Source organism: Priestia megaterium NBRC 15308 = ATCC 14581, assembly GCF_000832985.1.
Taxonomy (GTDB): domain Bacteria; phylum Bacillota; class Bacilli; order Bacillales; family Bacillaceae_H; genus Priestia; species Priestia megaterium.
In genome coordinates this window covers 363,921-376,014 of sequence record NZ_CP009920.1, presented here as the reverse complement: position 1 = coordinate 376,014, position 12,094 = coordinate 363,921, and the positions used below count along the sequence as shown (strand labels likewise).

At 36.4% G+C, this 12,094-nt stretch carries 11 protein-coding genes, 6 tRNA genes, 1 rRNA gene and 2 other RNA genes; 15 read left to right on the top strand and 5 right to left on the bottom strand.

Annotated features, from left to right (window positions below):
- Positions 1-57 precede the first annotated feature (57 nt).
- Positions 58-672 (top strand): TetR/AcrR family transcriptional regulator, encoded by a 615-nt coding sequence (locus BG04_RS02630; protein ID WP_034650081.1) that lies wholly within the window; start codon positions 58-60, stop codon positions 670-672.
- Between the two features lie 184 nt (positions 673-856).
- Here BG04_RS02630 and BG04_RS02625 read toward each other — a convergent pair whose 3' ends face one another.
- On the bottom strand, positions 857-1,408 hold the full coding sequence (locus BG04_RS02625) for a DUF4352 domain-containing protein (RefSeq protein WP_034650084.1): 552 nt from the start codon (positions 1,406-1,408) through the stop codon (positions 857-859).
- 434 nt (positions 1,409-1,842) lie between these two features.
- Between BG04_RS02625 and BG04_RS02620 the strand changes: the two genes are divergently transcribed.
- Positions 1,843-2,847 (top strand): AbaSI family restriction endonuclease, encoded by a 1,005-nt coding sequence (locus BG04_RS02620; protein WP_034650086.1) that lies wholly within the window; start codon positions 1,843-1,845, stop codon positions 2,845-2,847.
- Between the two features lie 205 nt (positions 2,848-3,052).
- Here the strand turns inward: BG04_RS02620 and BG04_RS30850 are convergent, their stop codons facing one another.
- Positions 3,053-3,208: a hypothetical protein gene (locus BG04_RS30850; protein WP_013058266.1), complete on the bottom strand. Its 156-nt coding sequence runs from the start codon at positions 3,206-3,208 to the stop codon at positions 3,053-3,055.
- A gap of 356 nt (positions 3,209-3,564) precedes the next feature.
- Here BG04_RS30850 and BG04_RS02615 point away from each other — a divergent pair, with 356 nt between their 5' ends.
- The 12 genes from BG04_RS02615 (at position 3,565) to BG04_RS02570 (ending at position 7,483) form a co-directional block, all read left to right on the top strand.
- Positions 3,565-3,825 (top strand): hypothetical protein, encoded by a 261-nt coding sequence (locus BG04_RS02615; RefSeq protein ID WP_034650088.1) that lies wholly within the window; start codon positions 3,565-3,567, stop codon positions 3,823-3,825.
- A 525-nt stretch (positions 3,826-4,350) separates the two neighbouring features.
- Positions 4,351-4,530, top strand: coding sequence for a small acid-soluble spore protein H (locus tag BG04_RS02610; protein ID WP_013084255.1), 180 nt, complete (start codon positions 4,351-4,353; stop codon positions 4,528-4,530).
- Between the two features lie 334 nt (positions 4,531-4,864).
- Positions 4,865-5,053, top strand: a non-coding RNA gene (gene ssrS / locus BG04_RS29275) — 6S RNA.
- Between the two features lie 13 nt (positions 5,054-5,066).
- Positions 5,067-5,331: signal recognition particle sRNA large type (ffs, locus tag BG04_RS29270), an RNA gene on the top strand.
- A gap of 52 nt (positions 5,332-5,383) precedes the next feature.
- A 5S ribosomal RNA gene (gene rrf, locus BG04_RS02605) occupies positions 5,384-5,499 on the top strand.
- A 125-nt stretch (positions 5,500-5,624) separates the two neighbouring features.
- Complete coding sequence (locus BG04_RS02600) at positions 5,625-6,476, top strand: tyrosine-type recombinase/integrase (RefSeq protein WP_034650090.1); 852 nt, start codon at positions 5,625-5,627, stop codon at positions 6,474-6,476.
- A gap of 340 nt (positions 6,477-6,816) precedes the next feature.
- Positions 6,817-6,893, top strand: a tRNA-Ile gene (locus BG04_RS02595).
- A gap of 15 nt (positions 6,894-6,908) precedes the next feature.
- Positions 6,909-7,001: transfer RNA gene (locus BG04_RS02590), tRNA-Ser, on the top strand.
- 18 nt (positions 7,002-7,019) lie between these two features.
- Positions 7,020-7,096 (top strand) — tRNA-Met (locus BG04_RS02585).
- A 10-nt stretch (positions 7,097-7,106) separates the two neighbouring features.
- A tRNA-Leu gene (locus BG04_RS02580) sits at positions 7,107-7,191 on the top strand.
- 9 nt (positions 7,192-7,200) lie between these two features.
- A tRNA-Arg gene (locus tag BG04_RS02575) sits at positions 7,201-7,277 on the top strand.
- Positions 7,278-7,392: 115 nt separating this feature from the next.
- A tRNA-Ser gene (locus BG04_RS02570) sits at positions 7,393-7,483 on the top strand.
- Positions 7,484-7,827: 344 nt separating this feature from the next.
- On the opposite strand, the gene BG04_RS02560 is transcribed toward BG04_RS02570, so the two are convergent.
- Positions 7,828-9,003 carry a NupC/NupG family nucleoside CNT transporter gene (locus BG04_RS02560; protein WP_034650092.1) on the bottom strand — a complete coding sequence of 392 codons (1,176 nt, stop codon included), beginning with the start codon at positions 9,001-9,003 and terminating at the stop codon, positions 7,828-7,830.
- A gap of 433 nt (positions 9,004-9,436) precedes the next feature.
- Here BG04_RS02560 and BG04_RS02555 point away from each other — a divergent pair, with 433 nt between their 5' ends.
- Positions 9,437-10,102 carry an MOSC domain-containing protein gene (locus BG04_RS02555; protein ID WP_034650094.1) on the top strand — a complete coding sequence of 222 codons (666 nt, stop codon included), beginning with the start codon at positions 9,437-9,439 and terminating at the stop codon, positions 10,100-10,102.
- 57 nt (positions 10,103-10,159) lie between these two features.
- Here the strand turns inward: BG04_RS02555 and BG04_RS02550 are convergent, their stop codons facing one another.
- Complete coding sequence (locus tag BG04_RS02550; protein WP_013058260.1) at positions 10,160-10,999, bottom strand: C40 family peptidase; 840 nt, start codon at positions 10,997-10,999, stop codon at positions 10,160-10,162.
- A gap of 434 nt (positions 11,000-11,433) precedes the next feature.
- On the bottom strand, positions 11,434-12,084 hold the full coding sequence (locus tag BG04_RS02545) for a DUF975 family protein (RefSeq protein ID WP_034650096.1): 651 nt from the start codon (positions 12,082-12,084) through the stop codon (positions 11,434-11,436).
- Positions 12,085-12,094 lie beyond the last annotated feature (10 nt).

Genomic DNA, 12,094 nt, shown 5'->3' with positions numbered 1-12,094 from the left:
TTTTGTGAAAACTTCTATATCCTAGAGAGTAAAACGGATAGGGAGGAAGGAACCTTAATGAATGAGAATAACATTGAAGATAAACGGCATTTACGTTCAATAAAGACTCGACAAAAATTATTAGAAGCTGCAAGAGAAGTATTTATACAAGAAGGTTTTCACAAAGCGACTATCACTCAAATAATAAAAAAGGCAAAGGTTGGGTATGGTACTGCATACGTTCATTTCGAAGGAAAAGAAGACTTTTTAGTTGTATTAATGGAGAATGTTATGGAGAAATTTTATGAAATTGCCGAGGCTGCATTTTTACCCGCATCTGTAAATGAAGCAGAAGAAATGATTCATAAACAAACGAACGAGTTTTTAAAAATGGCTGAGGATGAACAAAAAATGCTGCAAGTGTTTGAGCAGGCTATTGGTATTTCTCCTCTCGTTTCAGAGAAATGGAAGAACATTCGGGAAAAGTTTATTCAACGAATTTCAGAAGACATTGCCTATGCGCAGCGCAATGGATTAGCACGTAAAGATGTACATAACGAGCTAGTAGCAAGAGGGTGGTTTTTCACTAATGAAATGTACCTTTGGGAAATTGTTCGTAATGAATATAAGCATCCTGTAGAACAAATTGCTAAGAATATCGCATCAATTTACATTAAGGGACTCTATTTATAATTTTGGTGCGTAAATTGAATTTGTTTGAAATAAGTATATAGTATCCCGCTACTATTCCACATTCTCTGCAGAAAAAAAGACCGTTTCCCCATATACTCTCTCACAGGTATAGATAATAGTATAAATATAATAAAGCTCACTAAACGTTGAACGTTTAGTGAGCTTTTTACTCTATGGAAAAATATTATTTAATTTGAACTTTACTTCCGTTTATTTCAATATACCATGTACCTTTTGCATAGCTATCTTTTGAAACCTCAAATACGTCAACATCCGTAACTTTGATACCCGGATTTAAATCACTTGCAATCTTAGAGTCATCAATGTTAGTTTCAACTGCATAATTTGATGTTGCATCAATATCAGCGTCATATTTTGTACCTTTTTCATCAACGAGGTTAATTGTTGGGGTTGAAAAAGCACCTAATGGTTTGTCAGAGATGTTTTTAACAGCCCATTGAATAGCAACAAGTGTACCGCCTTCAGAAGCTTTTTTGTTTGCATATTGGTTTCCAACTTGTTCTCTTTCCTCTACTTTTGTTACAGAAACTTCCGCTTTATTATCTACTGTAAAAGTGTCTCCCACTTTATGAGCTTTTTGTTCTTCTGATTTTGAAGAGTTAGAACTAGATCCAGAACCACTATCGTCTCCACCTGATGCTACGACAGCAATTACTACAATAAGTGCAATAAGAATGATAAATCCTAAACAGCCAATCTTAAAAAACTTTTTCATTTCAGTACATTTCCTCCTGTAAACATTAAACATGCATTTATTATGTATTTAAAATACATGTTTAATGTTTACATATATATAGTTATATTACAATATTAAATTTCCTTATTTTAATAATAGGTTAGATCAAACTGCTTAATATACACTAATAGGGACTTATTATCTTGAAATTAAGTCTCGATATGTTTGTTGCGGTTAATTTTAGTATATATTATTTATTTTACCAATATATAAATGTTGGAAATAGTATGTGAGTATGTACCTCAAAATAACTAGCAGAAACTTATAGCAACAAGAGGGAGGAATCGTAAAGGCAAGGTCCAGTAGACAGTTCATCAAAAGAGTTGCACTGCCTTCACCGTTTGGATATGGTTATTTAGGCATTCATTTTTATAGTGCTACAGCAGAGGAAAAAGAGAGGATCTAGAAAAGTAATGAACAAGTATGATTATATTAAAAGACAATTAGCGAAAACGAATAAAAAAAACGATGAAAATTATATCATTACAAGGATCTGGCATTTGCTTGATAATTACGATATAAAAATAAATACTCAACAGTATGTAGTACGATCAAATAAAAACCAAAAGGCTGAATACGGATTAATTGATTTGTATTTTCCGCAGTTTAATTTGGCGGTTGAAATTGATGAAGCCCATCATAAGAATGATATAAATCAAACACTGGATGAAATTAGAAAAAACGATATTGTGAATGCGTTAGATTGTGAATTTATCAGAATAGATGCTACTCAATCTCTTGAAAAGATTCACGAAAAGATCGACCAGGTAGTAGAAAAAATTAATCTGCTAACAAAGGAGAAATGGTTTATTCCATGGGATTTGGAGAAGGAATATGATCCAAATACTTATATTGAACAAGGATATATAGATGCTGATGACAATGTTTCTTTACGGTTAGTTGCAGACTGTTGCAATGTGTTCGGAGCTGGCTATGCTCACGGGATTCAAAAAAGCGGCGCGCCGCACAAGTTTGAAGAAGATACAGATATTAAAAGATTAAAATTTTTCCCTAATGAAACGTGGAACAATCAACTTCTTGAAAATGAGGAAATATTTATTGAATATAATACAATTCCAGAAGAGAACGAAACCTACTTTCAAAAAAGAATGTATCAGCTGAATCAGAAGATCGCGCTATTCGCATATGCAAAAACCTCTTCGGGACGATTTGAAGCAATATTTAAAGGACTTTATCTACTAAATCGTGAAAAAAGCAAAAATACAGGTGTTCTGACTTATAATCGTATATCGACCATAATGCCGACTTACTATCCAAAAGATGTTAAACAACCTCTTAGAATCGCAGAAGCCTATAATAACGACGAATATAAAGTAGCACACTTTTATACAGAGAATCAGGTTAGAAAATTTGAGGGTAAATATAAAAAGAGATATAAGATAATATCGTATTCATAAAAAGGTCGTTTTTATTATAAGTTTCGAAAAGAGTGGTTATGTTAAGTTACACTTTTTTATTTGAATTCTGTTTCCATAATAGAATTCAAATTCTCTTTAGCTTGGTGCCTGTTTTTCGTATAATTCTTCTTCACTCTATAAAAGAAACCTCGGTTCAAGTCATAAATTTGAACTGAGGTTTCTTATTATCTTTGAAAGGTTAAATTTATTTTTTATTTACTTGGCGTCCACTTTTTTTCTGGCTCTGAGAACTTGTGTTGCCAGTTTGAAATTCATTGCCTAATTCGACATCATTTCTTTTATCTTGCTTCTCTACTTGCTCTCTTGTCTGATTCTTTTTCTGTATCCCTTGTTTTGACATTACTTATCTCATCTCGCTTTCATTTAGTATTGTTTTTAATATGTGCAACTATAAGAAAAAACATATAAATTAAATAAATAATTTGTTAGTTGCTTCTGAATCAAAACCCTATTTATCACCAAGCTAACCTCGGCATATAAACAACCGAGCACATCTTACATTACTACCTACACCTCCCCTAATGCAGTAATTACTCTTTTTTAGTTTTAGGGTGAACGGACAAGCTTTATGGGATTAATTTGATTTTGGAATAGGTGAGAATAGTATCGTAAAAGAGACACATAATTAGTAAAACAATTACTGTTGTTTAAAGTGTCAAGAGATGAAGATTTTACTCATTTTTGGAGGAAGTTGTAATGGAGAAAGATCAAACGTTGAAAAACGCGATGAATGAATGGGCACGTGTAACTGAGGATCCCCAAATGTTAATGACTTATGAAGTAAACCAGGAATTCCAAGTAGATGAAAAATTGACATTAAAAAAAGCTGAAAAGCAAGGGGGAAAAAGAGCTATTAAGAGAGTAGCATTAAGAATGCTGCAAAAAGGTATGGATAATCAAACAATATCTGAATTAACGGAGCTTACAGAAGAAGAGATTGAACAGATTCGTAAATAACGAATGTAAACCGAGGGTAGGAAGGAATAGATCCAAAACAACATTTTATTTTATCACGATAAAAAAAGGGCTACCCCAAAATAGGAAAAAGGTAGCTTGCTCTATTCAAGCAAAAAGTTGAATACATTGGTTGAGTTAAAACAACTACATTATCTTAACATGTATAATTTTTTAGTAAAACGCTATCATTTCCAGTTTTATTAACTAATTTCCTCTGCTAAAATGGAATCATAGGGATGAAGAGAGAAGGGTAGATGAGGCACATGAGTACGAGTCTATTGCTAACTTTAGGGGTTATATTTTTGGCAACAATAGCTATAGCCATTTTAATTAAGATTCCAGAAGAAGATTAAATTGAATAATAAAATAAAAAGCTATCTCAAATAATAAAGGAGATAGTTTTTTTACTGCTTTATGTCTCATTTGAAAAATTAAAATTGATTTTGTATGGAGGAATTAAATGCATAAAAATTAATTAAAAACAAATACTTTCACTGTCATAAATAAAAAGGAGGCTAGATAAAGATGGATGCACAAAGAGCACAAGAAATTGCCGATTCAGTGGACATGGCCAATGTAATATATAACGGGAAAAGTATTTACATTGAGCATGTAGACCAACAAAATGGGGTAGCTACAATTCATAACCTGGATGAACCAAATAATAAGCAAAGTGTTTCTATATCTGAACTAGCAGAACAATAATTTACTCTTAAAATAAAAAAGCCGCTTTATTTAGGCTTTTTTATTTTTCTGTTATTTTTATCGAGAGAGGATGAGAAGAAAAAATAACCACATCAGAAAAGTGTGGTTAGATCAAGGTTGTATAAAAATCTAATCATAATGAACTTCACTTTTAAGTGGATGACTCAATATAATGAAACGCGACTCCTTATAACTTCCATCTTTCAAAGAAATCCCTTCCCAACAACAGTACATCAATAAAACATTGAGGGTTAGGAGTTATTTTTTCGTTTATGTTGACTTCTACGAAATTTTATTGTAGGATAATCTATATCATCAATAAACACATTAAATACTTATCCTACGATGCACGTTATGCCCTATTTGTTTTGAACCGTACTGTTTATTTGGGGTTCCTACATCTGTTGACTGATGCCATGCCTGTCTTTGAAACAGGATTGCTAGAACGTTAATATGCGGAAACCCACCTGCGAGATCGCGGGTTCACAAAACAGATTGGGAGGACGACATAGGTGGGAATCCCTTAACTATACATACCGTGCTAGACGGGGAGATGGCGGTGCCCTGTAACCTGCAATCCGCCTTAGCAGGGTTTAATTCCTAACAGAGGTATGAGTCAGGTAAGGTCTGACTTGGACAAGTGGTGTTGACAACTAGGTCCTGCACAACAGAAACCTATGAACATGGTCAGGTCCGGAAGGAAGCAGCCATAAGTAGATTCTTCTGTGTGTTGCAGCACAACCCGGTCGAGCTAACTGTACAAGTAACGCTTATTTGATCATGTCAATGACGGGTGCACGGTGTTTTTACTTAGCAATTTTTATTTAGTGTTAAGAAAACTATCTTTAATAGGTCTGGTGGCGATAGCAGAGAGGTCACACCCGTTCCCATATCGAACACGGAAGTTAAGTTCTCTAGCGCCAATGGTAATGGGGACTTTGTCCTCGTGAGAGTAGGACGTTGTCAGGCAAAAAAACAGCCCATCATATCAATGATGGGCTGTTTTTTTGTATATTAATTTCGTTTAAATTGATTTCTACGAAATTAAATGTTATGTTTTACGTAATTTATTAGTGTATGTAGGAGGATTTAGAGTGAAAAAAAATAGCCTAGAAGTTATTCCGTTGATTGATGACTTTAGCCAATGGTTAATAGAATCAGGCAAATCTGATAATACGATTAAAACCTATCGAGCAGTGTTAAACCAATTTCATGAATGGCTTCTAAGTGAAGGTAAACATTTAGATCAAGTAACAAGAAATAATGTCCAAACTTATATGATTAACCTTGAATCTAATAATAAAAGTGCGTCGACTATAGAAAAAGCTTTTGTAACAATTAGCGTTTTTGCACGCTTTCTTGAAAAACCAGAAATTGTTCAAAATATTGAACGTAAACAAAAAGAGAAAAATAACGAGGTTGTACCACAGTCATTAGAAGCAAGTGAGCGTGACCGCCTTTTATCTGAAGTAAAGCAAGAGGGAAACCTTCGTGATATTGCTATTGTATATACTTTATTACATACAGGGATTCGGGTATCAGAGATTTGTGCTTTGAATCGTAAAGACGTAGAGATTAACAAATCTGATGGTTTTTTAATTATCCGTAATGCTAAAGGATGTAAAAAGCGATTTGTTCCTCTTTCTACAGAAGCAAGGAATAGTTTGAAGAAATATATTGATTCACTTGATTCTAATCATGAAGCTTTATTTGTCTCTAATTTTGATAGAAGAATGTCTGCACGTACGGTTCAGTACATGTTAAAAAAATATAATGTAAATCCTCATAAATTACGCCACACTTTCTGTCATGAGTTAGTTAAGAAAGGGATAGATATTGCAATAGTTGCCGAACTAGCAGGCCATTCTGATGTGAATGTTACAAAACGATACCTAAAATCTTCTACAAGAGATTTAGAAAGTGCGATTACGCAAACCTTTTTATAAAAATAAGCTCTGTAACAAGAATCATGATTCTTGTTACAGAGCTTATTTATTTAGGTGTATGTTCCTGCTTAATAATTGCAAAATTAAGTATTAAAACACAAATTACATAGATGTTGACTTCTACGAAATTATAAGGTAAAATAATTTTTGTTGGTAGCGAAACAGATATTAATTATTAAATTACTAGTCCATGTTTCATATGAAGGGGTAGCATACGGATAAATGTAACTGACTATAAATAATTTCCATACTTATTGTTGGCATAGTCAGGGTCTGCAATACCTTTATCACCGGTTCAAATCCGATTGCCGTATCCACATTCTAATAGAGAGCTTAGAAAGGACCTTTAGCTCAGCTGGTTAGAGCAGACGGCTCATAACCGTCCGGTCGTAGGTTCGAGTCCTACAAGGTCCACCATTGAACCTGAAATATGGAGGAATACCCAAGTCTGGCTGAAGGGATCGGTCTTGAAAACCGACAGGGGTGTCAAAGCCCGCGGGGGTTCGAATCCCTCTTCCTCTTCCATTATATCTTTGTTATTATCGCGGGGTGGAGCAGTTCGGTAGCTCGTCGGGCTCATAACCCGAAGGTCGCAGGTTCAAATCCTGTCCCCGCAACCATTTTTCACATGCGGATGTGGCGGAATTGGCAGACGCGCTAGACTTAGGATCTAGTGTCTTATGACGTGGGGGTTCAAGTCCCTTCATCCGCACCATTTTAGGAAGCGCCCGTAGCTCAATTGGATAGAGCGTTTGACTACGGATCAAAAGGTTAGGGGTTCGACTCCTCTCGGGCGCGCCATAAACGGGAAGTAGCTCATTTTTGGTAGAGCCCAAGTCTGATAAGCGTGAGGTCGATGGTTCAAGTCCGCTTAGGCCTACTATTATTCCACAGTATCTCAGTGGGAAATCCATACAGAGAAGTACCCAAGTGGCTCAAGGGGCTCCCCTGCTAAGGGAGTAGATCGTTAACGCGATGCGAGGGTTCGAATCCCTTCTTCTCTGCCATTTTATAATTTTATCTGGTCCGTTGACCGAGTGGTCGAGAAATTGTCCTTTTAAAAAGGTAACACGGGTTCGAATCCCGGACGGGTCATTACAAAAAAGGCAGTTTGCTGATAAAGCAAGCTGTCTTTTTTATTGAATAAGAGATATTGCTTTAATCCATTATGTAAAACTAATTTAAATGTTATTAGAATGAAGATAAAAAGCATTTGATAATAGTGTCGATAACTCGAAGTATGTCAACAGAGATATTTAATAAATTTCAACATTGTAGAAACGCTCCAGATATAATCCAAAAAGAACCACCCCCAACAAAAAAGCACTCACTAAAAGTGAGTGCTTTTTCATTAAATAAATAATCCAACCATAATACCTGTTAAAATCGATCCCATTGTCGCGACTAACAGCATCTTCAAGCCGAACTTCGCAACGCGTGAAGCTTGTTCGCCGTTGATTGCTTGGATCGTACCAAGAACGATACCAATTGAGCTGAAGTTTGCAAATGAGATTAAGTAAGCTGATACGATACCAACCGTTTTTTCAGAAAGGTGAGGCATCATTTTTTGGAAGTCAAGCATGGCAACGAATTCGTTTGCTACTACTTTTGTTCCCATTACGCCGCCGGCTTTCATTAGTTCATCTGCTGGAATACCCATGATAAAGGCAATTGGGTAGAAGATATAGCCTAAAATGTCTTGAACAGTTAATCCGATTACGCCGTTTAATACGTAGTTCACTAATGCTAAAAGACCAACGTACGTTACAAGCATCGCTGCTACGATTAACGCAACGCGTCCGCCGTCTAGTGCTCCGTCGCCGATTGCTTCAAACAGCGTGCCTTGCTTAGCAGGTGCTTTGATATCCACTTCGTTTTCATCTTCCACTTTTACTGGTGCAACGATAGAAGAAACGATTAAGCCAGAGAATACGTTTAGCGGAAGGGCAATTAAGACGTATTCCGCCGGAATCATCTGCATGTATGCGCCTAGAATTGAACAAGAAACGGATACTAATGATGTTGTTGTAACAATAAATAAACGGTTTGGTGTTAAACCTCCGATGTGGTTTTTCACCGCAATTAGCGCCGTTGTATCACCAAAGATCATCGCATTCACGGCTGTGAAGCTTTCAATTTGGGGAAGTCCGGTAATTTTTGAAACAAGTCCTCCGATATATTTGATCCCAAAGGGTAAAATACGAGAGTAGTTTAAAATACTTAATAATGCTGAAACGAATACAATCATAACTAACGTCTGGATAAAGAAAATGCCTTTTCCTGCAAGATCTCCAAACACGAACGAAATTCCGTCGTTACCAAATGATAAGATCTTTGTAAATACACTTGTGATAAAGTCAAGCACCTTGCGACCAATCGATGTATTCATCATAAAAGCAGAGATAGCGAGCTGAATAACCAGCATAACTGCGATGCCTTTGTAGTTGATAAGTTTCTTGTCGTTTGACATGAGGAACGCAACTGCTAAGACAATTACAATTCCGATAATTCCCATTAAAATTGACATTTACTTTTCTCCTTACATGTACTCTATATTTATAAAAGAGGGACGTGCATAGAAATGACTATGTAAATCGGCCTCTATTTTATATAAAAATCAGGACTTTCACGCTAGTTTTAGTAAAAATGGGCAAAATTTTTTAGGCCATTAAAAAAATGACGTAATTGTAAAATAATATTTACTATGTGCTAATATGTAAAAAAACATGCAGAGCTGACATAATAACTTATATTTCGACAGCCTCTACTATCTTAAATCATTTCGAACAAAAGAAAAAGAGGAAATGAAGATATTTTTAATATAATTGTGAAATATTTTTTAAACTTTCATGATATTGCCAAGATTTTAGTGGAATATACGAAAAATAAGAGATCTATCTTTAAAATGTGGTAAAATATGACGTAATTAGTAAGGGAAAACGGGGAAGGGAGAGATACAAATGAATCAACGTAAAATAATTCATTTAGCAACCGGCATGCCTGAACAAATGGCATACAGTCCCGGCAAAGAAATACGTACAGGCATATGCAAGAAGCAAGTAGACGAAACGTTTTTAGCCAAAGAAGGATTTCAAGGCGACGGCGTAGCGGACTTAAGGTATCACGGCGGACGGGATCGTGCGGTGTGCGTGTATCCGTATGAACACTACCAAAAATGGAACGAAGAGTTTGATACGGAGCTGCCAATGTCTGCGTTTGGAGAAAATCTTGTGCTATCAGGCATGCTTGAAAAAGACGTATGCATTGGAGACGTTTATCAAGTAGGGGACGCCGTTATTCAAGTGACGCAAGGACGAAATCCATGCGACACGATTACAAAAAGAACGGGCGTTAAAGGAATTTTAAAACGAATGATTGAGACAAGCTATACGGGCTATCTTTGCCGCGTGTTAAAAGAAGGTACGATTACGCAAGATGCGGAAGTGAAGTTAATTCAAGCTCATCCAGATCAAGTATCCGTGTGGTTTACGCTTGATTTATATTTCCATCGTTCAAAAGATGTAGAAGGGATGAAGCGGGCTTTAGAAGTGGCTGAGCTAGCTGAAGACTGGAAAAATAAATTTCAAACGCGGATTGAAAAGGCGCTTTCAGTAGCGCAGCGATAAAAAGTAAATGCCCTCTAATCGTTAGAACGTATCTAACGATTAGAGGGCATTTTTTTCTTAGAAGCGTCCGTATCCTAAGAAATGATCTTGATAATAAGAAACATCTAGGTCAGCTACTGCTACACCGTGTGAACCAGCATGAATCATTTGGCCGTTTCCGATGTAGATTCCCATATGAGATGGGCCGCTTGTGTATGTGTTTTGGAAGAATACTAGATCTCCTGGTTGTGGAGACGAAATTTTTGTCGCCATGTTCCAGTAGTTGGCTACGCTTGTACGTGAAATGCTGTGACCGCTATGATTGAACACGTATGCGATAAAGCCTGAGCAGTCAAATCCGCTTGGTGTGTTTCCTGCCCATTGGTAAGGTGATCCTACTAAACTACGTGCAACATTTACTGTGCTTCCAGAAGCCGTGCTTGTTGTTGGAGCAGGTGCTGGTGTGCTTGTTTCTTGTGCTGCAGATGTAGATGCTGTAGAGGTAGAAGGAGTTGATGTGCTTACACCTTTTACTTGGCTTGCGCTTGGTTTACCTGATGCAATTGTTACGTAGCTTGAGCTTTTTGAAATCCATTTGTTTGGTGCAATTTCAACTAAGCCGTTTGCTTCTTTTAAAATAGCAAACTCTTGACCTTGTGTTGCAGTTCCAACGACTGGAGATGAAAAGCTAGCTCCTTGACGAATATTTAACGCACTCACGTTTACGATGACTTTTTGATTAGTAGTAGTAGTTGCTTGTTGTTGAGGTACGCTTGGCGTTACCTTTTCTTGTACGGGTGCTGGTGCAGCGCCTCCGTCATTTGCACTTGCTGAAGTTGTGCTAAATGTTAGGGCAGCGGGAACAAGTAATGCTGCTAACCCCATATTCATAACTGTACGATTTGCTTTCTTTAGCATGTTCTTTCTCCCTTTCCATAACTTGTTTTATTCACAACTGTGAGTCTATCAATCCTGACAGGAAAAGTAAACATCTAATTCCAAATTACGACATTTTGTAACATAGTTTTAATATTAAAAGGCGATATAAGTAGAATTGTCACCTTCTCTGTAATAATTCTGACAATTTATCTAGGTAGAAATGTTTAGGAGATTCATAGATTTATTAGAAAATATGTAAGGAGGATGGAATTTTTCTATTTTTTTGTTGAAAAAGGAGAGGGGAATAAAAAAACAACAGCTAAATAGCTGCTGTTTCTAGAGTATATAGTTCGATAGTAACATAGTTTGTATCGAACTTAGTGAATAACGGGGCAAATTTCAACTAATGTACATGGAGAGAATACCAAACCTAAATAAAAAACCGTATTCGCAACTCGAATACGGTTTTTCGTTTATTCAGCTACTTCAGTTTCATTTGCTTTTAGCTTTTCATAAAACACACCAAGCGAAGTTGTTACGTACGGAACGAGCCATAATAACCCAATGCCAAGCGTGATGATACTTAAAATGCCCCAGCTGATAAAGCTTAAAAGGAGTAAAAAGTAGGTCCACTTGTAGCCGTTCATTAACCGTCTGCTTTCAGTAATAGATTGGTTCACCGAATAATCGGGGTTATCGCGGAATACGTAGTAAGCCTGTGAATAGGCAAGACTTTTGATGATGCCAGGAATGATTAATAAAATACTCCATAGCACGGTATAAATAATCGTTAGTAAGTAAAGTCCGAGTGTTCTAAAATATAGTCCCGCAGATGAAAACGAATCAAACACATTTCCTACACGTACACTTTCTCCTCGAACCAGACGCAATAGTACCCAGTAGTAAGAGAAAAAGAGCGGTACGAGCAGCAGGGATACAATATTAGCTAAGGTAGACTGAGAGTATTCGGTTTCGGACCCGCTTGGAAATCCGTTGATTAAAAAGTCAATAAGTCCTGGAATACCGGCAGCGATTAAATACGTAACGAACGTAAGCAGTACGGCAAATCCCCAGCGGTTTTTCAGCGCTGCGAGTGCACCTTGCTTTACTTCTTTTATTCTCATAACTTGATGT

What these genes read in the sequence shown, in the direction of transcription:
- BG04_RS02630 (WP_034650081.1), top strand. Translation starts at nt 58, where the DNA reads ATGAATGAGAATAACATTGAAGATAAACGGCATTTACGTTCAATAAAG.
- BG04_RS02625 (WP_034650084.1), bottom strand. Translation starts at nt 1,408, where the DNA reads ATGAAAAAGTTTTTTAAGATTGGCTGTTTAGGATTTATCATTCTTATT.
- BG04_RS02620 (WP_034650086.1), top strand. Translation starts at nt 1,843, where the DNA reads ATGAACAAGTATGATTATATTAAAAGACAATTAGCGAAAACGAATAAA.
- BG04_RS30850 (WP_013058266.1), bottom strand. Translation starts at nt 3,208, where the DNA reads ATGTCAAAACAAGGGATACAGAAAAAGAATCAGACAAGAGAGCAAGTA.
- BG04_RS02615 (WP_034650088.1), top strand. Translation starts at nt 3,565, where the DNA reads ATGGAGAAAGATCAAACGTTGAAAAACGCGATGAATGAATGGGCACGT.
- BG04_RS02610 (WP_013084255.1), top strand. Translation starts at nt 4,351, where the DNA reads ATGGATGCACAAAGAGCACAAGAAATTGCCGATTCAGTGGACATGGCC.
- BG04_RS02560 (WP_034650092.1), bottom strand. Translation starts at nt 9,003, where the DNA reads ATGTCAATTTTAATGGGAATTATCGGAATTGTAATTGTCTTAGCAGTT.
- BG04_RS02555 (WP_034650094.1), top strand. Translation starts at nt 9,437, where the DNA reads ATGAATCAACGTAAAATAATTCATTTAGCAACCGGCATGCCTGAACAA.
- BG04_RS02550 (WP_013058260.1), bottom strand. Translation starts at nt 10,999, where the DNA reads ATGCTAAAGAAAGCAAATCGTACAGTTATGAATATGGGGTTAGCAGCA.
- BG04_RS02545 (WP_034650096.1), bottom strand. Translation starts at nt 12,084, where the DNA reads ATGAGAATAAAAGAAGTAAAGCAAGGTGCACTCGCAGCGCTGAAAAAC.